Raw genomic sequence first — 26,611 nt, forward strand, 5'->3', positions numbered from 1 at the left:
TATTAAGCCTCAGTTTTCTCTTTTCTGAACTTCAGTATCACAGGAATTAGGACCACAATCACCAAAGCAGGAAGAACATATTTGAGGTAATTTTTCAGTTCAGGAAATTGCTTTCCTATGAAATAACCAGCCAAAACCAAGCTAGAGACATAAGCCACAACTCCCAGTACAACAGCCCAAATAAATGTTTTAAACTTTACTTTTCCCGTGCCACAAAGTAGCGGATTCATGGTTCTTACTATGGGCAAAAACCTTCCTAGAATGAGTGCCCATGCACCTTTTTCTTTGTAAAAATCTTCTGCCTTTTTTAAGTATCGTTGCTTAAAATACCAAGTATCCTTTTTCTGATGGAGCTTATCACCAAGCTTTTTCCCTATAAAATAACCCGTGACATCCCCCACAATGGCCGCAGCAACCAGAACAGGAATAATTAACCAAATTGAGACATTGAAAACACCCGTGGCAGCCAAAAGCCCTGTGGTAAACAAAAGTGTTTCTCCACCAGGCACCACAAGGCCAATCAAAAAGCCTGTCTCTACATAAACCATTGCTATTACGATAGCAAACCCTCCCCATTCAATCAGACTTTCTCCATTCATAGCATTAAATAAGCACCCAAACAGCTACCGCTACAAGAGCCATCAAACTTAGAAGAACAACCAACCAATAGGGCTTTCTGTTAACAGGATTTTTTCCAAACAAAGCAAGCGTCAACTTCATCATAAAAGGCCGGTGTTTAGCCACATAGCTATAAGCTCGGTCACTCAGCTTGCGGAAAAAGCCATACCGAACATACCAGCGATGAAGAAAATGAATTGGGCTTTTTAGATAGGTTAAGGCCTTATACGCGGAATCTGGCCCACTGAAAACCTCTCCACTGGGTTCAATCAAACGAGAAGCTTTCATGAATTCCTTCTCGGGAATATCTGGATAGAAGATGGACAACTCTTGATAAGGCTCAAAGTTTAAGTGAGAACTACGCTTGAGCACTAACACCCAATATTTGCAAAAACCGCAATCCCCATCCCAAATAAAAATGGGCGACTTTGGTGCATAGGCCGTCTTTTCAAATTTTCTAAACATTAGACAGTCAACCCTCTATATTTAGAGATGTTTTCAACGGAGAAGAGAATTTCTACCAAATGCATAGAAACAAAAAAAGGCAACCATTTCTGATTGCCTTTGTGGGCGCTGAGGCTCCGAAGCTTCGGAGCGAACCCCGACCCTATTTTATCTTTTCAAGAACAGATGCCAGTACACCCTTTTCTTTCTTCAACTTTTCAATAAACCTCCTGCTTTTCTGTTTCTTTATGAATTTCTCAAGCCTTAAAGCTTCATCTCTATCATTGCAATTCACAGAAAGAAAAACCTCCCAATCCGTGGCAACCTTAGTGCTCGCATTTTTGTAATAACCAGAATTGTGCTGTGCCAAGCGCCCATCCAAATGAGCGGTTTCGCCAACGTAGTACCTATCTTTTGAAGGAGAATATAGAATGTAGACCAAATGCATAGAAACAAAAAAAGGCAACCATTTCTGATTGCCTTTGTGGGCGCTGAGGCTCCGAAGCTTCGGAGCGAACCCCGACCCTATCTTACCTTTTCAAGAACAGAAATCAGAACACCTTCTTCATTCTTCAACTTTTCAATAAACTTCCTGCTTTTCTGTTTCTTTATGAATTTCTCAAGTCTTAAAGCTTCATCTCTATCATTGCAATTCACAGAAAGAAAAACCTCCCAATCCGTGGCAACCTTAGTACTCGCATTTTTGTAATGGCCGGAATTGTGCTGTGCCAAGCGCCTATCCAAATGAGCAGTTTCGCCAACGTAGTACCTATCTTTTGAAGGAGAATATAGAATGTAGACCAAATGCATAGAAACAAAAAAAGGCAACCATTTCTGATTGCCTTTGTGGGCGCTGAGGCTCCGAAGCTTCGGAGCGAACCCCGCCCCTATCTTACCTTTTCAAGAACAGAAGCCAGAACACCTTCTTCATTCTTCAACTTTTCAATAAACTTCCTGCTTTTCTGTTTCTTTATGAATTTCTCAAGCCTTAAAGCTTCATCTCTATCATTGCAATTCACAGAAAGAAAAACCTCCCAATCCGTGGCAACCTTAGTGCTCGCATTTTTGTAATAACCAGAATTGTGCTGTACCAAGCGTCCATCCAAATGAGCAGTTTCGCCAACGTAGTACTTATCTTTTGAAGGAGAATATAGAATGTAGACCAAATGCATAGAAACAAAAAAAGGCAACCATTTCTGATTGCCTTTGTGGGCGCTGAGGGATTCGAACCCCCGACCCCCTCGGTGTAAACGAGGTGCTCTGAACCAACTGAGCTAAGCGCCCTTTTGTCGCATTTTCCAGCAGTTTTACCGTCTTTTTCGGTGAGCTGCTTGCGATTGGGATTGCAAAGGTAGTATAGGTTTTTATATATGCAAACACTAACCGTAAATAAATTGAATATTTTTTTCATCATTTCAAAAAACACCTATTAAAGGCTTTCAAAGCTTATTTTACGTATCTTACAACGCCTTATAAAAAGGTGCTCTGCAAATGACCCTAGTTGAGTTTAAAGATATATTTGATCAATACCATTCACCTATCAAGAATTTTCTCTACTACAAGTCGGGAGATGTTGATTTAGCTGAAGATTTGGCTCAAGATGTATTTATGAAACTCTGGGATAAGAGAGATGAAATTTTGCAAGACACCGTAAAAAGCTACCTCTATACCATAGCCAACAACATGTTGTTGAACAAGTTGAGGCACGATAAAGTGGTTCTGACTTTTGCCGAAAAAAGCAAAGACCAGAACAATGAACAATCGCCTCAATATTCTTTGGAAGAAAAAGAATTTAAAAAACACCTAGAAGCCACCATTGGGGCAATGCCCGAAAAACAGCGCGAAGTGTTTTTAATGAATCGGATTGACGATTTAACTTATAAGGAAATTGCCGAGCGACTGGACCTAAGCGTAAAAGCTGTAGAAAAAAGAATGCACGGGGCATTATCTTATTTGAGAGAAAATGTGAAGTATAAAATTTAACAATTCTCGGGTGAAGAACGACAGACTTATAACGGATTGGCTGAGCAAGAACGTCTCTGATTTCGAAAAGGAAGAATTAGAAAACGTACTAAGGTTAAGCGCAGATTTGGCAACTCCTCAATCGAAGAGCAAAGATGAGGCGTGGCACAGCATTTTGAATAAAATCGAAGCAGAGAGCCAAATCAAGGAACCCGTACAACACTCCATCAAACCTCAAAATATTATTCTTTGGGCTGTAGGCATTGCAGCTATGTTTATGATCGGATATTTCGGCCTTTTTCAGAGAGTCACGGTTGCCAATTTCAAAACACTGAGAAGTCAAACATTGGCTCAAAGTCTACCCGATGGCTCCAAAGTAACCCTTAACGCGAGCAGCAAAATCAGTTATATCGAAAGCAATTGGGAAAACAACCGAAATATTAACCTTACTGGCGAAGCATTTTTTGAAGTTGAAAAGGGAAGCCGTTTTTCAGTAATCACTATTCAGGGAACTGTTGAAGTTTTGGGCACTTCTTTCAACGTTTTCTCAAGGCCCGATCATTTTGAAGTTGCTTGCGTTACTGGACAGGTTCGCGTGAAGCATCAAGACAAAGAAGTGATTCTTACCCCAGGTCAAAAAGTTGAGTTATTTAAAGCCAAAGGCACCATAGAAAAGAACTTACTAGTTTCAGAATTCAACACCGATCACGCGGCCTCTTGGATGAATGGAGAATTCTATTTCGACTCCACCCCTCTTTCGCAAGTAATCAAAGAATTAGAAAGACAATTTGGCATTACAATCGATGCACAAACGGATGTTACCGAACGTTATTACAGCGGTTTTTTCAATAAGACTAACCTTAGCGAGGCATTACAATTGGTTTTTGTCCCTATGGGTCTTAACTTCGAAATAAACAATCGCCAAGTAAGCGTTCAATAGTGCGAAAAATCCTATGCGTTCTCATATGCCTGCTTCAAGGACTCTTGCTGAACGCGCAAGAGTTGCCTGATATTTCCATCAATGAGGACTTCAAAAACACTCCGCTTTCCAAGGTAATCCGGCTTTTAAAAAACAAATACGATGTAAAAATCGCATATGATGACGCACTCGTAACTGGCATTACCTTAACAGGAAAACATACAAACCAGAGTTTATCTGAATTCTTAGATGAAGTTCTTCCCTCAAAAGGAATTTCTTATCAAGTTTTAAACGGAAAGGTAATTCTGACCCCAGGAAACCTGAATATAGATTTAGGCAAACCGAGCCTTTTCGACTTAACAGTTATTGGCATGGTGATGGACGCACGAACTGGAGAAATGCTACCTAATGCAGTGGTGCGCGTGGCCGGTTCTACCCAAGGCGTTTTAACCAATAAAGACGGTTATTTTTCCCTTCCAAAAGTACCCACGGACACATCTACCATTGAAGTTTCCTATTTGGGCTATAAGAGAAATTACACAAAACTGAACCCCGTAAAAAGTAAGGGCACACTGGAAATCTCCATGGCGGAAAGCACTGTAAACCTGGCTGAATTTACCGTTTTGAATGCCCGAGACAACAACACCATCAGTTACGGAGATGAACTGAGTCAGATTTCGATTAACCCTGCCAATCTCTATGCCCTTCCGAGTTTAGGCGAGTTAGACATTTTCCGATCACTTCAGCTATTGCCTGGCATAGGCGGTACAGATGAAACCTCTTCGGCTTTAACGATAAGAAACAGCCCATCAAACCACAACCTGATTCTCTTCGATGGTTTTACCATTTATAGGCTCGACCATTTTTTTGGTGTGTTTAGCGCCATTAATCCCGATGCCGTTCGTGATATCAGAGTTTACAAAGGCGGATTTGGAGCCAAATATGGAGGCCGAATCTCAGGAGTGGTAGACATTACGGGGAAAACCGGGAATTACAACGAACCCTCATTCTCACTGGGAGCAAACCTACTAAGTGCCAGAGGCAGTGTAAATGCACCTCTGAATAAAGGGAAAGGAGCCATTCATTTCAGCATAAGAAGAGCCTACACAGACATTATCAGAAGTAACTTGTTTGAAGAACTCTACAAGAATTACAGAGACAATTCGAACCAACTGAACACACAACCGGGAAGTGACAACAATGATTTTCTAAGGCCCGATTTCCATTTTTACGACCTTAACCTAAAAGCTTCTTACAAAGTCACAGATAAAGATTTCTTGAGTTTTTCGCTCTACAGAGGCAAGGACGAATTAACGACCAGCTTTGACCAAATCCGAAGAGACAACAACACCATTGTTTCTACCGAAAAAACGGACGAGCATGCGGATTGGGGCAATACAGGCATTGGAGGAACGTGGTCGCGCCATTGGAACAGCAGGTATTATTCGAGCCTTCAATTCGCTTATTCAGGCCATAATTTCGACTACTTGTTTTTGAGTGAAAACCGAAACGAGAATGGAGATGTTACCCGAACTTATAGTTCTGAAAGATATAATAAAGTAGGTGATTTCCAGACCAACTTCAGAAACGAATTTCTTGTAGGAAAACATAAATTCGATTTTGGATTTAATCTTTCCTCTATCAAAACCACCAATGACGTTTTAATAGACGAAACACCGCAAAACCCTACCGAAAGTAGAGAGCAAAAGGGTAATATATTGGCTTTTTATGCTTCGGATGAATATTCAGCTTCCGAAAAACTAAAGCTCAATTATGGTTTCAGATATACGCTTACTGACTTAACTCAGCAAAACTATTTTGGAAGAAGATTGGGACTTTCATACCAAATCAGTCCGTCACTTCAGTTCAAACTATCGAATGGGGAATATTTCCAGCTTGCTCAGCAGGTATATTACGATGACCCACGTTCAAACTTGCAGGACGGATGGAATTTAGCCGATGATCACCTGTTAGGCGCTTTAAATTCGAATCATTGGATTGGCGGCTTGAACTTCTCTAAAAATGGCTGGATGCTGGATATGGAGCTATATCAGAAAAATGTAACGGGCTTGGTCGAGCTCACCGTTTTGCATTTGGCCAACCCAAATCAGGCTGGAGATACGCAACCTGTAGTGATTGCCTCTAGAGGAGAAGATAAAATCCGAGGAGTTGATTTCCTGGTTCAAAAGAGAATTGGCCCTTACCAAGGTTGGCTGTCTTACACCTACGGAAAGGCGAAAAGTCAGTATGAAAATATCAACCAAGGCGAGATTATTCCTTCTCGTTTGGATCAAAGACATGAAGTTAAATTCGTTCATATTTTTGAACTTCCGAAGTTTAACTTCTCGGCTACTTTTCTCTATGGAAGCGGAAAACCGTTTTATCGCCCAGAAATCAATTTCATAAGAGACAATTCAGGCACTGTAATTAACTACGAAATCCTGAACCAGAACAAAACCATCGAAAGGCTTCCAGCCTATCACAGGCTCGACTTATCAGGTGCTCTAAAATTTGAAAACGAGAAAGCTAAAGGAGAAATCGGTCTTTCTATTTTGAATGTGTACAACCACATGAACATTCAAAGCAAAAGACTGAATGTCAATTCCATTGAGCACGCAATCAGCAATGGAGAAGAGCCTCAAGAATTGTATAGAAACATCGTTCTTCTAGATTTCACTCCTTCAATTTTCTTCAATCTCTACTTCTAAAATAGACCTTAAGTTCTATTCCTATTTTGGGAAAAACCACAGTTCAGCCAATTTCCACCTTCCATCAGTAGGGTAAAGCAATCAATGTGTGTACTAACACCAAATGCAGGAAAAGAGCGGAAATACAGAATTAGAAAATCTTTGGGCAAAGGGAGAAATCTCTTCTGAAGAATTTCTAACCAAAATGGAAGGCAAAACGGAATCCGCCTTTCAAAAAGCATTGCTCCTTTCTTCTGATTTTGTAATCCCTTCTTCTCAAAAATCAAATCATGCATGGGATTCAATTTTGGAGAAGATTGAAGAGAAAAACACGCCTACAATTCCTCTTTACAGAAAATATTGGGTTAGCATTGCGGCATCACTCGCTTTAGCCATTGGCGCTTTCTTCATATTAAATCAAAAAGCCAATCAGATGAAAACCATTGAAACAGCAACGGCTGAATTTCAATCGGTGTATTTGCCTGATAGCTCCATTGTTTACATGAATGCGGAATCAGAGGTTTCTTTTTCAGAAACCAGCTGGAATGAAAGTCGCGAAGTAAAACTTAAAGGAGAAGCCTTTTTCGAAGTTAAAAAGGGAAGTGATTTCACGGTACAAACCTTATTGGGTAATGTTTCGGTATTAGGTACCAGTTTTAACGTTAAGGCAAGAAATGAGCTTTATGTAGCGTGTAAAACCGGTAAGGTCAGGGTTACTTCTCCAAACAATCAATTTGTAGATATCACGCCAGGAATGGCGGTAAGGTTAAAAACTCAAAATAATTTCGAAGGTCCATATGAGGTCAATTTATCAGAAATAGACCAGTGGAGAACTGGGGAATTCTATTTCGAAAGTGTAATGTTTAGTGAGGTTTTAGAAGAACTCAAAAGGCAGTTCAATGTTGAAGTTGAGTTTGATACTAGCAATTTCGAAGACAGACCTTACACAACATATTTCAATAGTAAAAACCTGACAGAAGCTTTACAGTTAGCTTGTAAGCCTATTGGTCTTTCTTTTGAAATAAAAGATCAGAAAGTAACAATTAAGAATCCAGATGCTCAATAAACAGACGGTTTAACAGTGCTCTGAAGATAAAACGGTGGCAACAGAATCAGAAGGTTAAGCAGTTCTGGTCACCAGTTTCTTAGGTTGAGGTTGAGGAACGGGTGGTGCCGTTCCTCATTTCATTTTTAGCCAATATGATTTAACAAACTTTCTAGCCCCATTCCTCGGGAACCTTTAAGCAAAATTGTTTTTCCTCTCCAGTTCGTACTCATCAAAAAATCATTCAAGTTGGATTTGTCTTCAAAGTAAAGCGCACTTGTATTTGAAGCTGCCGCTGCACTCATATGTGGCCCACAAAAAATAACGGTTTCTAAATCCATATCAGCGGTTTGTTTTCCAATTTGAGCATGTTCTGCTTCGCTCTCAGCACCTAGTTCTAGCATGTCGCCTAAAATGGCCACCTTGTGTTCAGCCTCTAATGCATTCAAATTCTCCAAAGCAGCTTTCATCGAGGTTGGATTGGCATTATATGCATCCATAATCACTGTATTTCCGCTGTGTTGTATAACCTGCGAACGATTATTATCTGGCGTATAAGCAGCAATTTCAGCTTCAGCTTTTGCCATATCCACTTCAAAATACTTCCCTACACATAAAGCCGCAGCCATATTTTCGAAATTGTAAATACCGCTTAATGTGGTTGTGGTTTGTTTTCCGTCAGCATTTTTGAACGTGATATTGGGTTTTGCCTCTACCAATTTCAATTCTAAGAAATCACCAGATTCAGGATAGAAAACGGGAGCCTCTATTCTTTTCTCTGCAATGTTTGAAAGAATCTCGCTTCGTGAATTGACAAAGATTGTCCCCGAATGTGTGATTAACCAATGATACAATTCCGTCTTCCCTCGGATAACACCTTCTATTCCTCCAAACCCTTCTAAATGAGCCTTGCCAATATTGGTAATCAAACCATGAGTGGGCTCTGCAATTTTACACAACGCAGCAATTTCACCTACATGATTTGCGCCCATTTCTATAATGGCCAATTCTGTATCAGCATTCAAGCCTAATAAAGTCAGAGGCACGCCAATATGATTATTCAAGTTTCCTTTGGTCGCTAAAACTTTGAATTTTGTGGCCAGCACATTTCTCGTTAATTCCTTTGTTGTGGTCTTTCCGTTTGAACCTGTTATCGCCAAAACAGGGATTTCAAATTGCTTTCTGTGGTAGTTTGCTAAAGCTTGAAGAGTTTGCAAAACATCTTCAACCAACACGCATCTGCCATCCAAGTTATAAGCCTCATCATCGATTACGGCAAAAGAAGCTCCTTTCTCTAATGCTTGGGCAGCCAGTTTATTTGCATTGAAATTTGGCCCCTTCAATGCAAAAAACATATTCTTCTCTTTGATGATTCGCGTATCGGTACATACGCCCGAAGAAGCAAGAAACTTTTCGTGTAATGATTGAATGTTCATTCTAAGACTTTGCTAATGTTCAAATTGATGGACAAGATAATACAGATTAAGATGACAAGCCGTTAACAAACTAGCATTCGCTTAAATCTTTACATTTGCAGTCGACAATTTTATGCGATTCACTTTTACTTTTCTTCTTCTTTCTTTGACCCTAAGCGCTATGGGTCAATTTGCATTCCAATATGATTCCAGCATTTCTCTCAAAATAGATGGTGAAAATTTATCGCGCGCTTGGGAAGGAGGAATCAATTCTGCTCAGTTTTTAGCCTTCGATTTAAACAACGATGGACAAGATGACTTGGTAGTTTTGAATAGAATGTCGGGAGAGTTAAGCACTTATTTGGCAATAGAAAACCAATACGTTTGGGCTCCTGAATACAAATCCTTTTTTCCTCCCATTGTGAGTTGGATGGTGTTTGCCGACTACAATTGTGATGGTAAAAAAGATATTTTCACGAGCGTGCCTCAAGGCATTACTGTGTATGAAAATATAACCACCGGCAATATTCCAGAATGGAAATCGGCAATAGATTATTTGAGATTTGAAACTGGCGTGAATATTCAGGTCAATGCTTCCGACATTCCTGGCATTGCTGATGTTGACGGAGACGGTTTACTTGATTTACTAGCTTATCGATTTTCAACCGCCAGTACCATCGACTATTACGAAGGCACGGGAAGTTGCGGAGATTTAACTTTTACACGGAAAAACAGAAAGTGGGGTGACTTCGCAGAATGCACTTGTAACTCCTTTGCTTATGGAGACAATACTTGCGCTTCTGTTGGCACTGGCACAGCCAACCTGAGAATTGCCCCAAGCAACACCAATAGCCCCAACCTTGAAGAACATGCGGGAGGAAAAACCATCACCGTTTTTGATGCTGATAATGATGGTGATTTAGACCTTATTACTTCAGATGAATTCTGTGAAACGCTGTATTTTATGACGAACGAAGGCACAAAAGAAGAAGCTAAAATGACTTCTTTTATCAGTTATCCGTCAACAAACCCTGCGGGTTTTTATCTGTTTCCTTCGGCCTTTTTATTGGACATCAATTTTGACGGGTTGAAAGACCTTGTTATTTCATCGAATGCTGATAATAACTTGCTTAACCAAGTAGATTTTAACTCGACTACTAAAGTTTACACGAACAATGGCTCCAATGCTTCACCTGATTTTGAAGGAAATTCAACACCCTTTTTTCAGCATGAAATGCTCGATTTAGGCGAAGACGTTCATCCTGCCTTGGCCGATTTTGATAATGACGGAGATTTAGATCTGTTTATCGGCACGAAAGGAGTTTCTGAAAATGGCAGTTTTGTTGGATCGATTTATCTCTTCGAAAATACAGGCGGTAGATTTTCCCCAGCCTTCGAACTCATTGATCGTGATTTTGCCAATCTAAAATCTCTCAACAAACGAAATCTCAAGCCTCAATTTGTGGATATCGATGGAGATGGAAACCTTGATTTTATTATTCAGGCGACTGATCAAGGAAACACTTCTACTATTGAATACAGGTTAAATAATGGAGATTTCACATTTGGTGCTCCTTCTCAAATTGCATTCAACTTACACGAAAATGACAATGTCTTTTTCTACGATGTTGATAAAGACGATCAACTTGACTTGATCATCAGCAAGCGATTGGGAGATGTAAACCTCTTTTTGAATCAAGGAGATTTCAGTTTCACAGAAGAGATTCAGGGCTTTGCGGGAATCACTACGGACTTCACTACGCGAACCCCATCTTCTACCATTGCAGACTTAAATAATGACGGACAAGATGAGCTTATTAAAATTGATGTTTCGGGTGAATTGAAAATCTATACAGGTTCAATTTCCGAGAACTTCAGCCCTACAAATATCTCGACTTCAATTCTTGTAAATTCACTTTCGGAAGACCTTCAAACTACGAGGCTCAGCCAAATTTCGTTTATCACTACGGGTGACATTTTTGGAGAAGGGAAGCCTGCCATTCTTGTAGGTAATAACCGAGGCGGAATTCAGATTCTTCGTAATCAAAGTTCTGACTCACCCGTTGGCGGTGGTCGCTCCATCGAACTCACTTTATTTCCGAACCCAACCTCTTCGCGCCTTTTCTTACGAACCGACAGCAATGCAACGCTCGAAATGTATACCGTTACGGGTCAAAAAATCTATCAGAACATTCCCATCGAAAGTGGAGTAACCAAGGAAATTTCCACAGAGAACCTAGCCAACGGAGTTTACATTATTCGTGTTTTTAATGGCTCCAACTCCCCTACTTCCAAAAGAATAATCATTCAGAAATGATACTTTTCATTCATTTACAAATTAAGCCTTTGAACGAAATCGACTTCACTAGTAAATGGGCTGAAGACTTAAAGCATGAATTTCCGGAAGCTGTTTTTTTTGAAGCAGACAATCACTCCGAAGGATTTATCATTCAACAAGGTCTTGAGTTTTTGAAGCAAGCAAAGAAAGTCATTTTACTTCTGGAGCCTTTTGAAAATGAAAGCCCAAGCAAATGTGCATCGCTTATCGAAAAAGTAATCAGAAATCAGACACTCGCTTCTCTCATCATTCTGAAAGGAGAAAATAAATGGATAGAAAAAATGGTAGCTTCTTCTAAAAAGAAGGTGTTGTTAAATCAAAACCTCGAAGAACTAACCTTTCAGATTAAGGATTTTCTAAAAGGAAACTAAAAAAGTTAACCTTCTGACTTTAAGCAAACAACAACCTAAGCTTGGAACAATTTTTGGTCAATATTCGCTTTGTAAAAAATGTGAATAACATGAAATATTTTTTAGTCTTCCTGAGTGTACTTTTTCATTCCGTTTTACATGCCCAGAAAATTGATCAAATTATTGAAAAGAGGGCTAAATCTCTTCTAAAAAGCAACATAGGCTCTGTTTCTATTGGAATTTACAAAGACGGCAAAACCTACATTCAGCATTTTGGAGAGTTAGAAAAAGGGCACAAGAACGCCCCGGACAACAATACCCTTTACGAAATCGCTTCAGTCACAAAAACATTCACTGGTTATTTGGTTGCAAAAGCCGTTTTAGAAAAAAGAATAAATCTGGATGATGATGTCCGCATTTATCTCGAACAGGAATACCCAAATTTAGAATTCCAAGGTGCTCCCATCACCATAAAACATCTACTTACTCATACTGCTGGGTTTCCGCCATTTATGTCCGATGAGATGGCCAAAGTTTTCCAAGAACTGAAGCCAGAAGCTCCAAAACAAGTTTTGGAAATCGAACATCAAACTGACAAAGAGCAATTCTTGCAGCGGCTTCACAAAGTAAATATCACAACTTCTCCCGGAACAATATACAGCTATTCAAACGCTGGAGCTGAGCTAATTGGACACATTTTAACCTCCGTTTACCAACAGTCAATTGACGAACTTTTGACGGAAAATTTCTTGAATAAACTTGGGATGAACAACACGGCTATTCAACTGAATTCTGAACAAAAAGAAAACTTGGCTCAGGGCTATTGGCTCCAAAATGATTGGCTTTCCCCTAACCAAGTAAATTCATTATGGGGAACAGCAGGTGGCTTAAAATCTACCATGCCCGACCTTATGAAGTTTATTGAGTTCAATTTAAAAGCTGATGATCCGATCATAAAAGAAGCCCACAGAGAATTGTATAAGGAGAGCAACACACTTATGCTCGGCTACTTTTGGCGTATCGCTCAAGATAAATACGGCACATCTTACAATCATCACGGAGCCACCACGGGAACCCAGAATTGGATATACATTTACCCAAAATACAATTTGGGCATTTCAATCATTGTCAATCAAAGTGATTTGAAGACGCCTACGTTACTTAGCGCCACAGCTCACAAATTGCTGAAAGACATTATCAAGTTGGACTAAACTCGGCTCTAATCAGCCTTTAGTTCAAAATCATCAGCGTCCAAATGTGCGGGGAATTTCTCTCTGAAATCTTCTAGTTGAGATTTGCTTAAGGTTACTTGAAGAATTTCTTCCTTTTCCGAAAACGCAAGCGCTTCTCCTTTTGGTGAATAAACAGCAGAATGTCCATTATAATCTATTCCCATCCCGTCCGATTCAACTCTGTTTAGACCAACCGAATAACACACATTTTCTATAGCCCGAGCCTTCAAAAGCGCATCCCAAGCGGTAACACGAACTGCTGGCCAATTGGCAACATAAAGCAAAACATCATATTCCAGATTTCTATTTCGAGCCCAAACCGGAAAACGAAGATCATAACAAACCATTGGACAGATTTCCCAGCCCTTCCATTCTACGATCAGCCTTTCCGTTCCGAAGTCAAAGTGAGCATGTTCATCGGCCATTCGGAAAAGATGTCGTTTATCGTATTTCCACCAGTGCCCGTCAGGCTGCATCCAAATCAGTCGATTGAAGACTTTCCCTTCTTCTTTCACCATAAAGGAGCCCGTAATTACAGCACCCAACTGAATCGCCATTTGCCTCATCCATTTAAAAGTGGTGAAATTCATGGGTTCAGCTAAATCAGTATGTTTCATAGAAAAACCTGTCTGAAACATCTCCGGTAAAACGACAATGTCAGTCTTACCCTTGAGTGGCCAGATTTTCTCTTCGAACATGGCGAGGTTCGCCCCGATCTCGTGCCAGTGGATGTTACTTTGAACCAAGGAAATTCGTAAGTTTTGCATAAACCTAAGTTATGGGAGAAGAACAAGGGTTGCTAGGGAATTGATCAAAAACATAACTATATAGAACACAAGATATCGGCAGCTTTTCTCAGTGTCTCCTCGCTTTTCGCGAAGCAAAAACGGAGCATTTTATTATCTTCTTTGGAATCATAAAAGCCCGAAATCGGAATAGAAGCGATTCCTTTTTCTTTGGCAAGCCATTCCGCCATTTCCAAATCAGGTTGATTCGAAATATTCTTATAATTCAACAATTGAAAATACGAACCCTGGGTTGGGATAGCTTGAAAGCGCGAGTTTTTGATCAGTTCTAAAAACAAATCACGCTTCTGCTGATAAAATGAACCCAAATTCATATAGTGCTCTGGTTTTTCCAAATAATCAGCAATGGCCATTTGACTTGGGGTATGAGCTGTAAAGGCCATATACTGATGAACTTTTCTGATCTCGGTGGTAAGCGATTCTGGTGCTATACAATAGCCAATTCTCCAACCCGTAGCATGAAAAGTTTTCCCAAAAGAAGAAGTCGCAATTGACCTTTTTCTTAACTCTTCGTACTTCAAAACCGACTGATGCGCTCGGTTATCAAAAGTGATGTGCTCATAAACCTCATCCGAAAGTATCAGAATATTGGAATCACGGGTGATTTCGGCCAAAATCGAAAGATCATCTTCGGTAATCATCGCTCCAGTGGGGTTATGAGGCGAGTTGATAATGATCATTCTGGTTTTCGCATTGATCTTATCTTTTACTTTTTGCCAATCGATGGAATAATTAGGCTGAAGCAACGAAACAGGGATTGCACTTCCTCCATTTGCATTGATTATGGGCTCATAAGCATCGTAAGCTGGATCCATAATGATTACCTCATCTCCCGTATTAATCAATGCCGTAATCGTAGAATTTATGGCTTCAATTGCTCCTGACGTGACTGTAATTTCGGTTTCCACATCTGGTCGATAACCGTAAGTCAATTGTGTTTTTGCAGCGATTCGCTCCCTCAACTGCGGCATTCCCGTCATGGGCGGATATTGATTAAAGCCAGCTTTCATATAATGATAAACTCCTTCGATCAATTCTTCGGAAACGGGAAAATCAGGAAAACCTTGAGACATGTTCAAAGCATTATGATCCTTGGCCATTTTTGACATAATGCTGAAGATATTGGTCCCTACTTTTGGAAGCTTAGTTTGAATGCTCATAAGTGGGAAGTTAAGAGGAGGCAATGGTTTTGACAAATTCTACGATGACATTCGGCCATTCCCCATGAAACGAGAAAAGCCACTGGTACACAGTGGCTTTTCTTTTGGTATTGTTCCGTATCTTTTAAGCTTCCAAAGCGGCTACACCTGGCAACTCTTTACCTTCCATATATTCAAGAAGGGCTCCACCACCTGTAGAAACGTAAGAAACGTCTTCGCCATAGCCTAGTGTATTCACTGCTGCAGCAGAATCGCCTCCACCAATCAGAGAGAATGCACCATTCTTAGTCGCTTCCACAATTGCTTCGGCTACCACTTTTGTTCCAGCAGCAAAGTTCTCCATTTCAAAAACGCCCATAGGGCCGTTCCATAGAATGGTTTTTGAATCCTTAACAGCATCAGAGAAAACTTGAGCTGCTTGTGGCCCGATATCCAAGCCCATCCAACCATCAGGAATGGCATTGTTCATGCTAATTTGGGTGTTAGCATCGTTGCTAAATGCATCTGCAATTACAGAATCGATTGGCAACATTAGGTTTACGCCCAATTCTTTAGCCTTTTTAATAAGCTCATTGGCCAAACCTAGTTTATCTTCTTCCAAAAGTGAATTACCGATATTACCTCCCATGGCTTTAAAGAAAGTGTAAGACATTCCTCCTCCAATAATTAGGTTATCCACTTTCTCAAGCAATCTTTCAATGATTAATATCTTATCAGAAATTTTAGCTCCTCCCATAATGGCAGTGAAAGGCTTTTCTGACTTATCTAAAACCTTCTGAGCATTTTCCAATTCAGCTTGCATTACATAACCACAACCTTTATCGCTAAAGAACTGAGCAATAATAGAAGTAGAAGCATGTGCTCTGTGGGCCGTTCCGAAAGCATCGTTGATATAGATATCTCCGTGATCCGCTAAAGACTTGGCAAAGTCTACATCGCCTTTGGTTTCTTCATCATAGAATCTCAAATTTTCTAAAAGAAGAATCTGGCCAGGCTTAAGTGTAGAAGAAATTTCTTTGGCTTGAGCACCAATACAATCGTCACCAAAAAGAACTTGGCGATCGAAAACTTCGCTCAAATGAGGCACAAGGTGCTCTAACGAAAATTTATGCTCGGGGCCTGACTTTGGACGACCCAAATGAGACATAAGTACCACCGAACCCCCATTGTCCAAAATATATTGAATTGTAGGTACTGCAGCCTTAATTCGTGTATCATCAGTGATTTCAAATTTGTCGTTCAAGGGAACATTGAAGTCAACCCTGATCAGTGCGCGTTTACCAGTAAAGTCGAAATCGGTAATGTTTTTCATAGTTAAATGGTTTTTATTTTGCGATGGCTCGTTTGAGCCTATCATTTATAGCCCGCCCCAAACCAACGTTGGGCACCTGACTTATCACTAAGGTGTGAATATGAGGATTTTGATCCAATGCCCGCAAGCCAGCAAACAAATTTTTCGCGGCTTCGGCTAAATCTTCATTTTCGGATAATAAAAGTTGATTTGCCTTTTCGAATCTATCGTCCCATTGGCTGTAACCTAAGTAGCCCAATCCTTCTGTTTCGGGATTTTCCATGGCATTAAATTCTTCTAACGAAAGCATTTTCTTGCCTGGAGAATAATGGCTTTTTAACATCCCTGGAGCTTGAGGTTGAGAAGAAGAATGCGAATTAACATTCACCTCTCCAATAACTTCTTCAATCTGCTCCACAGTTAAACCGCCCAAACGAAGCACAGTTGGTTTCTCACTTTCAAAGCTCACAATCGTAGATTCTACACCTACATCGCAAGGCCCGCCATCAAGAATATATTCGATTTTTTCACCCAATTGCTGATTTACGTGCTGAGCCGTTGTAGGGCTGACATAACCGAAAGGATTTGCACTTGGGGCAGCCAGAGGGAAATTAAGAGTACTCAAAAGCTGCCTTGTTAATTCATGGCGAGGCATGCGAACCGCAACTGTTTCTAGGCCAGAAGTCACCAAATCAGGAATAACAGACTTTCTTTTCAACAGTATAGTAAGCGGACCAGGCCAAAACACTTTGGTTAACTGAATGGCCTTTTCAGGAATATCGTGAGCAAATTCGCTGATACGCTCAATGCTATCCACATGAACAATGAGAGGATCGAAAGCAGGTCTATTCTTAGTGCTGAAAATTGAAGTAACCGCTTCTGCATTCAATGCATTTCCCGCTAAACCATATACGGTTTCTGTAGGAATGGCTACCAATTTCCCTTCTTCCAAAATGGATTTGGCTAGCGCGATATCTTGCCCAATCTGAGCCATTATTGCAAACAGTTTTGACTTATAGCTTCGCTTGCCCCTTCAAAAGAAAGCGCTTCAGCTTGCTTTAAATATTGGCAGCCATCGGTAACGTTCTCTCTAGCCAATTCGCCCAATCCCATCCAATAGTAGGCTTCGCCATACTCTGGATTTAATTCTAAGGCTTTGCCAAAATCGAACATAGCATCGTCAGGATTGTTGGTTCTCAATTCGGCTTTTCCCTTATTCAAATACACTAGTGCATTGGAATCGTCAAGTCTTAATGCGAACTCAAAATCGAAAAGTGCCCTATCGAATTCGCCATATTTAAAAAGAATAGCCCCGCGATTGATGTACAAATCTGGCTCGTTTGGCTTTAAATTGATGGCCTTGTCCAAATCTTGAATGGCCCCTACATCATCAGAAAGAAGTCGTTTGGTGTTGGAAAGATTATAGTAAGCACGGTAGTCGGTACTGTCTATTTTAATGGCTTCGCGAAAAGCCACAACTGACTCTTCCAACTGACCAATTCTTAATAAGGCAACTCCCTTTGCATTCAGTGCAATGTAGTTTTCAGGGTTCTTTTCTAAAGCTTTGTTGAAACTCTTAATGGCTTCGGCATAAGATTCATCAGCCATTAAGTTACGGCCTTCCTCCACTAATTCTTCTTCGCTTTTGCTACACGACACAGAAAAAACGAATACCAAAAGGCAAAGTGAGGTTTTCAGAAATAACTTCATATTCTCGAATTAGTCGGCAAAGATACAAGCCTAATACTGTAAGTGAAAGATTTAACGCTTGGTATAAATGATTCGCTGAGCCGTAATTTCGCCTTTGTATTCAAGCCTGATTAGATACACGCCCGAACTCACAAGCTGATCTTGCGTATTGGTACCATCCCAGAAAATTTCGTTTTCGCCTTTGAAGGCCAAACCTAGAGCAATGGTTTTCACAATGCTACCATTCATGTCGTAAACCCGAACCCGAACATAATCGGTTTCAGGCACATTAAAGCTGATCGCGATTTCATCTGAAAACGGATTTGGGAAGGCGTTACCTACCACCAATTTTGTTTCGCTATTTAAATCAGGATATGGCTCAACATCTTGAATCTGACTAAGAAAAAGGCCTGTTCCATGAGTAGCGGCCACAACTTTTCCGTCCGATCTTCTATAATCCAACATATTCACTGGCACATTGCCGATAGTCTGTTTACCTTCTTCAATCCAAAGTGTATTTTCTCCATTTAATGTTTTGGCAGAATAAAGACCAATACTTGTGGCCACAAAGTATTCCGTTGAACCATCTGATTTTGGCACCACTTCTACCCAACGAACCGAAGGCCCATTACCTGAACCATCTGGGTTTTCTTCTAAATTCCCAGAAACATTTTCGAAATTCTGACCACCATCTGTGCTATGAAAAACGCTCAAAACTTGGTAGTTAGAAAACACAACAACCACTTCGTTTGCGTCTGTAGGATTGATAGAAATGGAGTTAATGTAGCCATTGGTCGGGAACAAAGGAGAAGAAACATTGGTCACTAAATATTCATCAGAATGCACATTGTCCACTCTGAACAACTCTCCGATAGAAGTACCATAGAAAAGAATATTTGCTTGATCGGAAGAAATATCCAATGCAGAAATTGACCCTGTTAAAACTTCTGTTCTGGTTAGGCGATCCCAATTCACACTGGTTTTATTCTGCGAACCTGCAGGAATTTGGCTTAGGTTTTTATTTCTCCAAATAAAATCTCCCCCTGTATAATACATTCGGTTTCCATTGTTCGGGTCGAGTACATATGGATTCACAAAAAGTACTGGCTGCGTTGGGTCCGCTCCTGCACCTACAGGATCTACCCTAGCAAAGGAAGTAAGTTCAATATTCTTATTGAATGTCAGTCGGTATACCTGCCCATTTTGGAAAGACATGTAGTAGTAAATCCCGAATCGAGTAGAAGCAGTAAAACCGCCATCGCCATTAATAATGGGCAAACCGATATTTGAACCATCGAAAGGAGAAAGAATGCTTCCATTATCCTGAAGGCCGCCAAAAGCAAATTCATCATTTGGCGATTGACTTATGCTCACCGTGTAATATTGAGTGGTTACATAACCGTTGTTCAAAGGTTCGTAAACCACTTCATCAGCCAGATTATCAACTGTTTTATGAAGTCCACCATCATTTGCAGAAATCATCACATTTGGGTCTGAAGGAAGAAAAATTAAATCGTGCTGGTCGGGATGATGATTCGGGTATATTGAACCACCATCATTGCTTGGATTATAACCTCCAATCCAACTCGTATTTCCTTTTGAACTGAAACCATCCGTAGAGCGATATAAGTTGGTTCCTCCTAAAAAAACCACATCAGGATCTGCCGGATGAACCGCAACAAATAAATCGTAAGAGCCCTGAGAATCGAATTCTTCGATTTCTTCCTCTTCATCGGAACCGTCAGGAATATTATTGCTCAAGTCGGTGAAATCATCAGAAATGGCATTGTACTTCTTCAGCATATAACCACTTTCTGCATCGGTAATGGAATAAACGATATTTGGATTGGCAGCAGAAGATCCAAACTCTGTTCTTCTGAAAGGCAAGTTTGAAAGTCCATTTTTATTCTGCCAAGTAACACCACCATCTGTTGATTTATAAATACCCGCATTCTTAGCTAAAACTTGAGCATCGTTGGTCACATTACTCAAAGAAGCGTAAAACGTATTGTCAGCAGCTCGATAAACATCGGTGTAGAAGATTGAAACGACTTCGTTTAAATCGGTTCCTTCTGGCTGATTGATTAAATCCTGACCGAGCACTGTGTTCCAAGATTGTCCGCCATCGGTAGACCTTACAACTCCACCAAAAATAGCCGCAATAACTTCATCGTTGCTGCTTTGAGGGTTCACCTCAATATCCCAAACATACATGAATGGAGAAGAGAAATTCGCAGGTTCGTTTACTTGAGTAGAAGCCAGAGGCTCCCAAGAACGTCCACCATTTGTAGATTTATAAATACCGTCTCCGCGGAATGGAGCACCAGTAGCTCTTGCTGAATTACCAACCAACTCACCAGTTCCGTAGTACCAAATGTTTTGCTTGCCCGGCCTTATGTCTTGAACAATACAAGTTACGCTATGAAGTTGCTCGGGGTCTGTAGTTTTTGTCCAACTTTGGCCTCCATCTTCGGAACGCCAAACGCCTCCTGTAACTCCAGCGGCCAGAATTACATTTTCATTACTGATATCGAAAGCTACCGCTCTGGTTCTGCCACCTATATTTTTGGGACCCAAGGCAGTCCAATTCAATGCTGTTTCTTGAGCAGATTCACTACCTTCTGCCTTTTGCATTTTCAGAAAAAGCTGATCGTTTTTATACCTCAGTTCTTTCGCGAACTTCATTTCCATTTCATGGATATCCGCTGGAATTTCATCGGTTTTTGGATTGGCCAAAATCTGGTGAATGTATTCGCTCCTCTGCTGAACGTTCTCTCTGGAAAAGATTTCGGAACGAGCACTTGGCGGATCAACTACCTTCTCACTTTGAAAGGCCGGCCCCCAAATGGCCCAAGTGCCCGCCAAACCAATCCATACAAAAACAACTATCGGTAAATTATACTTCTTCTTCCAGCTCATTGAGGTTAAATATAGTGGTAGTCAGCTAATTTCGGTGATTTTAAGAGTTCTAATCGTTCAGTTTTTCACCAATTTTAGCATACATACGAAGCAAAGATGGCTCGTGAGCAACCCTTTCTTCTATTTGTTGAAGAGGAACCCATTCCATAGCATTCGATTCGTGATTGATTTCTACTTTGGCGCCTTTCGGAGCAATAAGCATAAACCGAACATCAAAATGCTCATGTTCTGGAACGCCCTTTCTTTCAGGAATGGTGTGAATATCGAGGTCAAAAATTTGATCATTTGCCATTTCAAAACCTGTAATACCCGTTTCTTCTTCAGCTTCTTTTAAAGCCACCGCTCTTACATCTTCATCTCCATCGGCATGGCCACCTGGCTGAAGCCATTTATTAAGTTTGGCGTGATGAAGCAGTAAAACCGCATCTTTCTCATGGTTGAGGATCCAAGCCGAGGCCGTAATGTGCCCCAAAAGCAAAGATCGCTCGAAGCAATTTGGGTAGGTTTTAAGTAAATGAAGAAAACGGGGTACGAAACCCAATTCCGTTTCGTACCCCGTTTTATAATTTTCTATTTCTGAAGTGAGTTGTTGCCGTAGCTCAGATACCATCTGTAATTACAATATTAGCTTTATTGATTTTTCCTTTTTCCAATTTAGAAACAATCTCTCCTCCTCCTGAATTGTCTTTATCACCTTTTCTTACAATTACATAGTAAGATTTTGGCTCCAACTTTTTGAAGGTTACTTGTCCCTTATTATTCGTTTTTTCAGCTTTCTGAACTGGGTTTTTCTCCGCATTATAATTGGCTTGGTTACCATATAAAGTCACCTCGGCTCCTTCAACAATATTTCCTAGCTCATCAATCACAGTGATTTTGAGTTTGGTGTTGAAAATCTGAGCATCGGGTGTTGCAGCTCCAAAAAGACCCGCAAAGAAAATTGAGAACGCAAGAGTTAGTGCTTTCATGTAGAAATTAATTTATAGTTCTTTTTCAAATAGTTTTTCCAGTAATCCATCAAATGGCAAGGCCTCTGAATATAAACGATCTTGATAGACATTGGCCGACAATTTTATGTAACTGGGCTTTCGATCGATCAATACGTATTCTATCAAAATATTGCCATAAAGTTGGTTAGATTTATTTTTTTCAACGGCTTTTGCCCTTGGCTTCAAATACCATTTTTCAATGGTTTCTTCGTAAGTAGACTTGTCCATGATGCGCCTGTCCTTTTGCGCCAGTTTATAGTCCAGCTTCAGAACTGCATCTTTGAAAGAGTCAAACAAATTTCTGAGGTGGATTGGCTCCGCATCTGCTGTTCCGCAGCTAATCGCAAAACCGTTCGCATATTTGGTTTCCAACACATGCACACCCAACTGAGTCGCGATACCTCGCTTTTTAAGATGATACGCGTTATAAACCTCTCGGCTGAGCTGCTGATGTTCCGGTGAATTAAACCAAGCTTTGTATTCTGTCTTCTCCTTTTCAGAACGAACTAAGGGTTCGTGAATCAACTCTGAAGGCGTGTTCCCTTTTCGGTTGAACAACTTATTGAATACATCGTCAAAAAAACTCATAGGTTATTTAAATCTTAAAACTAAAGGTGTTGCGATGAATTGCCCGATTTGCTTCGCCTTATTTTACCGAAATCATCAAAACGCAGCACACCATGATCAATCATTTCTGAAACGAGCAAATTGAATAAAGCCTTCTGTTTGGGCATTAAAATATTCACCATTTGTTCCACATCGTAACTCTGCTCGCCATCGGTTAATTCCAAAATCTGCTTTTCATATTTCTGTCGAAGTTCCGCCTCTTCTTCCTTTCGCTTTTCGGCCAAACAATTGTCGCAAACACCACACCTATTGTAATTTACTTCCCCAAAATATTCGAGCAATTGCTGGGTTCTACATCGATCTTCATTGTGTAAATACGCAATCACCGATTCCATTTTCGCTAAAATCAGCCTTCTGCGCGATTCGATTTGATGTTCGTCTAACTGAAGTTTATCGGCCGAAGTTTTTGGTTTCAGAAAAGAAAGCTGAGGCTGATCTTTTCTAGGCAAATACTCCAAAACATCTCTTTCGTGAAGATGTGTTAAGGCCATTCGCAGAGCCTCTATGGTTGTCCCCAACAGAGCAGCCAAGTTATTTTCTTGAATTATGGAAGGACTATTATAAACCTCACCACCAACCAATCTTAAAATAGCTTTGATCACAGGATCGAAACGGGCATTGGCAATCTGAAACTCGTACATCTGCCGGTGATTCAGCTTAAACATAATGCGAGAAGGCTGAAAAAACGACTCACTTAAAAGTATCGCGCCTTGAGATTCGAGCACTTTTATGCCGTTGAAAATTTCAATTGGATGTCTGTCAAAACGCTTCGAGAAATCCTGAAAATCGAAATCCAAACTTTCTTGAGGATGACTTCCGTTTGCCAATTGGTAATAATTCCCCAGCATTTGGTAAACCTCTCGAACAAGCTTTATTTCTGGCAAAGACTGCTTAGTCCGTTCGCGCAATTCTTCGATATCTCGTTGGTGACAAATGATAACGCCAAAAGCTTTTTTCTCGTCCCTGCCCGCTCTTCCAGCTTCCTGATAATAAGCTTCAAGATTGCCTGGCAAATCCATGTGAATTACCACCCGAACGTCAGGTTTATCGATTCCCATTCCGAAGGCATTGGTAGAAACAATCACCCGTGTACGGCTATGAATCCAGTTTTCTTGCTTCTGATTTCGTTCTTCATGGCTAAGGCCTGCGTGGTAGAAATCTGCCTGAATGTGCTGCTTTTGAAGCATATGAGCAACTTCTTTCGCATGCCTTCTGGTATTTACATACACAACAGCCGACCCTTGAATTCTATTCAGGATTTCTAAAAGCTTCCGTTCCTTATGCTCTTCAAAACGTACAGAATAAGAAAGATTATCGCGGGCAAAGCTTTTGGTGAACACCTTTCTATTTCCAAATTTTAGCTTCTCCTGAATATCTTCTTTTACCTTAAGCGTTGCGGTGGCCGTAAGTGCCATTACAGGAACATCGGGAAGAATTTCGCGCACATTCGCTATATCCAAATAAGCAGGCCGAAAATCGTAACCCCATTGAGAAATACAATGGGCTTCATCCACCGCAATCAGGTTTACCCTTCTTGTGTTGTGAACGATTTTTATGCGTTCAATAAAAATCTCCGTTTTCAACCTTTCAGGAGAAAGGTATAGAAACTTGACCTCCGAATTCACGCAGTTGTCTAAGGCAATGTCAATTTCCCGTTTCGACATACCTGCATGAAGCGCTTCGGCAGAAATTCCCCTTTTCTTCAATTGATACACCTGATCTTTCATCAAAGCGATCAAAGGAGAAACCACTACGCACAAACCTTCTTTTACCAAAGCTGGAACCTGAAAACAAATGGACTTTCCACCGCCAGTAGGCAACAAGGCCAATACATCAAAACCTTCCAGCGAAGCTTTAATAATATCTTCTTGCAAAGGCCTAAACGCATTATAGCCCCAATATTTCTTCAGTATGTGAAGCGGTTCGGTCATTTTGGGTGAAGATAAAGATTAATTGAATGGATTGGCGAAAACTAACTGAGCGGAATTTGAGTTTAAGGAATTACATTAACCGCGCATCGACCATTGTGTTTACTTGTTTAGATTTTGAGTTTTTTGAACTCAAGGTTTATTCCTGCAATTAATATTGGGGGCTAAGAAGTTTTAGCCTATTTTTGCCTCCTGTTTCATGTAAAAATTCAAGCTTAAAACGAACATATGTCTTGGTTTGAGAGAAAGGTAAAGGGGATTACAACCCCAACGGAACAAAAAAAAGATGCACCTGACGGTTTATGGTTTAAGACCCCAACAGGTAAAATTGTTCACACCAGAGAGCTTAAAAATAATGCGTATGTGAGCCCAGAAGATGGTTTTCACGTACGGATCGGTTCTAAAGAATATTTCGAAATTCTTTTCGATAAAAATAAATTCACTGAGTTAGACGAGAATATGTCGTCTGGTGATCCATTGAAATTTTCTGATAGCAAGCCTTATCCAAAGAGAATTGCTGCTACTCAAGAAAAGACCCAGCTGAAAGATGCTGCTCGTTCTGCTTATGGCAAAATGAATGGTCTTGATTTGGTAGTTTGCTGTATGGATTTCGCTTTCATTGGTGGTTCTATGGGATCTGTTGTGGGTGAAAAAATTGCTAGAGCGATTGACTACGCACTTGAAACCAAAACTCCATTTTTGATGATTTCGAAATCAGGTGGAGCCAGAATGATGGAAGCGGGTTATTCTCTGATGCAAATGGCCAAAACTTCAGCAAAATTGGCGCTCTTAGCCGAAGCTAAAATCCCTTACGTTTCGCTTTTAACCGACCCAACTACAGGTGGTGTTACGGCATCTTATGCTATGTTAGGTGATTTCAATATTTCAGAGCCAGGCGCTTTGATTGGTTTTGCCGGCCCTCGTGTAATCAGAGACACCGTAGGAAAAGACTTACCAAAAGGTTTTCAAAGTGCAGAATTTGTTCTGGATCATGGCTTCCTAGATTTTATTGTGGACAGAAGAGACTTGAAAAAGCAGCTGACCACATTGCTACATATGCTTGAACAAGGCTAAATCGTAAAATATTTGAGGCCGTCTTAAAATTTAAGACGGCCTTTATTTTTGCTAAACTTATTTCCAAAACAGAGAAAAGCTTGAAATGATCCATCAAGCGATCTCTAAGAGTTAGCTATCTTTAGCCCATGCGGCTGATTTTCCACCCCATTCTATGCAATTATTATGTCACCTACAGGTGCAATGCCACTTGCAGCTTTTGCGACATTTGGGAAAAGCCCTCGCCTTATGTAACCCTTGATCAAGCCGAACAAAACTTTCGAGACCTTAAAAAACTTGGCGTTAAGGTTATTGATTTTACAGGTGGCGAACCATTACTGCACAGAGAATTAGACAAAATTCTCGCTCTTGCGAAATCCATGGGGTTTATCACAACGGTAACCACAAACGGTCTTCTTTACCCCAAAAGGGCTGAATCTTTAAGAGGATTGGTGGATATGCTTCATTTTTCTCTGGATTATGCCTCTGCCGAAAAGCATGATTCAGCACGGGGTGTGGCTTGTTTCGATGCAGTAATGCAATCAATTCAGGTAGCCAAAAACCTAGGAGAAAGACCGGATATTTTGATGACAGTCTTCGAAGAAAATGTCGAGGAAATTGAAAAGGTTTACCAGCAAATATCTCAGCTTAATGGTTTGGTTTTAATTCTCAATCCGGTTTTTGAATATAATAATGTTACCTCTGGCGAAAAGCTTTCTTCCGAAACTTTAAACACTTTACATTTCTGGGCAAAACAGAAAGGAGTCTATTTGAACGAAGGCTTTCTTGCTTTGAGAAAAGATGGCGGAAACCACATTCAAAAACCTGTTTGCAAGGCCAGTTCTTCAACCATTGTTATTTCTCCCCAAAACGAACTCGTGTTGCCTTGCTACCATCTAGGTTTGGAATCTATCCCCATTCAAGACAATCTGCATGAGATTTATACGTCAGAAAAGGTGCAAAAACTGGTTGCACTTGAAGGCAAACATCCCGAATGCGAAGGCTGCACAATCAATTGTTATATGCAGCCTAGTTTTGCAGTTGAAATGAATAAATATTGGTGGAAAGCGCTTCCGAGCACATTGAAGTATAACCGCATAAAAGGTACTTGGAAACAGCTTTTCTAAATCTCATTTCTT

The 26,611-nt window shown here is 40.4% G+C and carries 25 protein-coding genes and 1 tRNA gene; 9 read left to right on the forward strand and 17 right to left on the reverse strand.

What is annotated here, in order from left to right; all coding sequences use genetic code 11:
* Positions 1-2: 2 nt before the first annotated feature.
* The 6 genes from ACXACJ_RS14335 to ACXACJ_RS14360 all read right to left on the reverse strand — a co-directional run bounded on the left by ACXACJ_RS14335 (position 3) and on the right by ACXACJ_RS14360 (position 2,346).
* Entirely contained in the window at positions 3-599 is a 597-nt protein-coding gene (locus ACXACJ_RS14335) for a DedA family protein (RefSeq protein WP_475135152.1), read from the reverse strand.
* A 4-nt stretch (positions 600-603) separates the two neighbouring features.
* A complete protein-coding gene (locus ACXACJ_RS14340) occupies positions 604-1,083 on the reverse strand; it encodes a thiol-disulfide oxidoreductase DCC family protein (RefSeq protein ID WP_475135153.1) in 480 nt (159 codons plus the stop codon).
* Between the two features lie 142 nt (positions 1,084-1,225).
* Positions 1,226-1,510, reverse strand: a complete 285-nt coding sequence (locus ACXACJ_RS14345; protein WP_475135154.1) for a GIY-YIG nuclease family protein — start codon at positions 1,508-1,510, stop codon at positions 1,226-1,228.
* A gap of 77 nt (positions 1,511-1,587) precedes the next feature.
* Positions 1,588-1,872, reverse strand: coding sequence for a GIY-YIG nuclease family protein (locus ACXACJ_RS14350; RefSeq protein ID WP_475135155.1), 285 nt, complete (start codon positions 1,870-1,872; stop codon positions 1,588-1,590).
* A 77-nt stretch (positions 1,873-1,949) separates the two neighbouring features.
* Positions 1,950-2,234, reverse strand: coding sequence for a GIY-YIG nuclease family protein (locus ACXACJ_RS14355; protein ID WP_475135156.1), 285 nt, complete (start codon positions 2,232-2,234; stop codon positions 1,950-1,952).
* A gap of 37 nt (positions 2,235-2,271) precedes the next feature.
* A tRNA-Val gene (locus ACXACJ_RS14360) sits at positions 2,272-2,346 on the reverse strand.
* Positions 2,347-2,553: 207 nt separating this feature from the next.
* Here ACXACJ_RS14360 and ACXACJ_RS14365 point away from each other — a divergent pair.
* The 4 genes from ACXACJ_RS14365 (at position 2,554) to ACXACJ_RS14380 (ending at position 7,696) form a co-directional block, all read left to right on the forward strand.
* Entirely contained in the window at positions 2,554-3,045 is a 492-nt protein-coding gene (locus tag ACXACJ_RS14365) for an RNA polymerase sigma-70 factor (protein ID WP_475135157.1), read from the forward strand.
* Between the two features lie 10 nt (positions 3,046-3,055).
* Positions 3,056-3,964, forward strand: coding sequence for a FecR family protein (locus tag ACXACJ_RS14370; RefSeq protein WP_475135158.1), 909 nt, complete (start codon positions 3,056-3,058; stop codon positions 3,962-3,964).
* A gap of 44 nt (positions 3,965-4,008) precedes the next feature.
* Positions 4,009-6,651, forward strand: a complete 2,643-nt coding sequence (locus ACXACJ_RS14375; protein WP_475135159.1) for a TonB-dependent receptor — start codon at positions 4,009-4,011, stop codon at positions 6,649-6,651.
* Between the two features lie 103 nt (positions 6,652-6,754).
* The gene (locus tag ACXACJ_RS14380) at positions 6,755-7,696 is read left to right on the forward strand and encodes a FecR family protein (protein WP_475135160.1); all 942 of its coding nucleotides are present in this window, start codon (positions 6,755-6,757) and stop codon (positions 7,694-7,696) included.
* 125 nt (positions 7,697-7,821) lie between these two features.
* On the opposite strand, the gene ACXACJ_RS14385 is transcribed toward ACXACJ_RS14380, so the two are convergent.
* A complete protein-coding gene (locus ACXACJ_RS14385) occupies positions 7,822-9,111 on the reverse strand; it encodes a UDP-N-acetylmuramoyl-tripeptide--D-alanyl-D-alanine ligase (RefSeq protein ID WP_475135161.1) in 1,290 nt (429 codons plus the stop codon).
* A 160-nt stretch (positions 9,112-9,271) separates the two neighbouring features.
* Between ACXACJ_RS14385 and ACXACJ_RS14390 the strand changes: the two genes are divergently transcribed.
* The 3 genes from ACXACJ_RS14390 (at position 9,272) to ACXACJ_RS14400 (ending at position 12,989) form a co-directional block, all read left to right on the forward strand.
* Complete coding sequence (locus ACXACJ_RS14390) at positions 9,272-11,407, forward strand: T9SS type A sorting domain-containing protein (protein ID WP_475135162.1); 2,136 nt, start codon at positions 9,272-9,274, stop codon at positions 11,405-11,407.
* Entirely contained in the window at positions 11,404-11,799 is a 396-nt protein-coding gene (locus ACXACJ_RS14395; protein WP_475135163.1) for a hypothetical protein, read from the forward strand. The genes ACXACJ_RS14390 and ACXACJ_RS14395 overlap by 4 nt, the downstream gene beginning before the upstream one ends.
* Before the next feature lie 89 nt (positions 11,800-11,888).
* Positions 11,889-12,989: a serine hydrolase domain-containing protein gene (locus ACXACJ_RS14400; protein ID WP_475135164.1), complete on the forward strand. Its 1,101-nt coding sequence runs from the start codon at positions 11,889-11,891 to the stop codon at positions 12,987-12,989.
* Positions 12,990-12,997: 8 nt separating this feature from the next.
* Here ACXACJ_RS14400 and ACXACJ_RS14405 read toward each other — a convergent pair whose 3' ends face one another.
* The 10 genes from ACXACJ_RS14405 to ACXACJ_RS14450 form a co-directional block, all read right to left on the reverse strand.
* Entirely contained in the window at positions 12,998-13,777 is a 780-nt protein-coding gene (locus tag ACXACJ_RS14405; RefSeq protein WP_475135165.1) for an amidohydrolase, read from the reverse strand.
* Positions 13,778-13,833: 56 nt separating this feature from the next.
* On the reverse strand, positions 13,834-14,976 hold the full coding sequence (locus ACXACJ_RS14410; RefSeq protein ID WP_475135166.1) for a methionine aminotransferase: 1,143 nt from the start codon (positions 14,974-14,976) through the stop codon (positions 13,834-13,836).
* A 124-nt stretch (positions 14,977-15,100) separates the two neighbouring features.
* Positions 15,101-16,288 (reverse strand): phosphoglycerate kinase, encoded by a 1,188-nt coding sequence (locus tag ACXACJ_RS14415; protein WP_475135167.1) that lies wholly within the window; start codon positions 16,286-16,288, stop codon positions 15,101-15,103.
* Positions 16,289-16,301: 13 nt separating this feature from the next.
* Complete coding sequence (locus tag ACXACJ_RS14420; protein ID WP_475135168.1) at positions 16,302-17,261, reverse strand: L-threonylcarbamoyladenylate synthase; 960 nt, start codon at positions 17,259-17,261, stop codon at positions 16,302-16,304.
* Complete coding sequence (locus ACXACJ_RS14425; protein WP_475135169.1) at positions 17,261-17,977, reverse strand: tetratricopeptide repeat protein; 717 nt, start codon at positions 17,975-17,977, stop codon at positions 17,261-17,263. Before ACXACJ_RS14425 ends, ACXACJ_RS14420 begins: the two co-directional genes overlap by 1 nt.
* Before the next feature lie 51 nt (positions 17,978-18,028).
* Complete coding sequence (locus ACXACJ_RS14430; protein WP_475135170.1) at positions 18,029-20,875, reverse strand: FlgD immunoglobulin-like domain containing protein; 2,847 nt, start codon at positions 20,873-20,875, stop codon at positions 18,029-18,031.
* 49 nt (positions 20,876-20,924) lie between these two features.
* The gene (locus tag ACXACJ_RS14435; RefSeq protein WP_475135171.1) at positions 20,925-21,485 is read right to left on the reverse strand and encodes an NUDIX hydrolase; all 561 of its coding nucleotides are present in this window, start codon (positions 21,483-21,485) and stop codon (positions 20,925-20,927) included.
* Positions 21,475-21,843 carry a carboxypeptidase-like regulatory domain-containing protein gene (locus tag ACXACJ_RS14440; protein WP_475135172.1) on the reverse strand — a complete coding sequence of 123 codons (369 nt, stop codon included), beginning with the start codon at positions 21,841-21,843 and terminating at the stop codon, positions 21,475-21,477. The genes ACXACJ_RS14435 and ACXACJ_RS14440 overlap by 11 nt, the downstream gene beginning before the upstream one ends.
* 12 nt (positions 21,844-21,855) lie before the next feature.
* Positions 21,856-22,452, reverse strand: a complete 597-nt coding sequence (locus ACXACJ_RS14445; protein WP_475135173.1) for a hypothetical protein — start codon at positions 22,450-22,452, stop codon at positions 21,856-21,858.
* Between the two features lie 20 nt (positions 22,453-22,472).
* Positions 22,473-24,422, reverse strand: a complete 1,950-nt coding sequence (locus ACXACJ_RS14450) for a RecQ family ATP-dependent DNA helicase (protein ID WP_475135174.1) — start codon at positions 24,420-24,422, stop codon at positions 22,473-22,475.
* 225 nt (positions 24,423-24,647) lie between these two features.
* Here ACXACJ_RS14450 and accD point away from each other — a divergent pair, with 225 nt between their 5' ends.
* Both accD and ACXACJ_RS14460 read left to right on the forward strand, forming a co-directional pair.
* Entirely contained in the window at positions 24,648-25,493 is an 846-nt protein-coding gene (accD, locus tag ACXACJ_RS14455) for an acetyl-CoA carboxylase, carboxyltransferase subunit beta (protein ID WP_475135175.1), read from the forward strand.
* A 128-nt stretch (positions 25,494-25,621) separates the two neighbouring features.
* Complete coding sequence (locus tag ACXACJ_RS14460) at positions 25,622-26,599, forward strand: radical SAM protein (protein WP_475135176.1); 978 nt, start codon at positions 25,622-25,624, stop codon at positions 26,597-26,599.
* The last annotated feature ends 12 nt before the right edge of the window (positions 26,600-26,611 follow it).

Source organism: Roseivirga sp. AWQ4_251 (assembly GCF_056158225.1).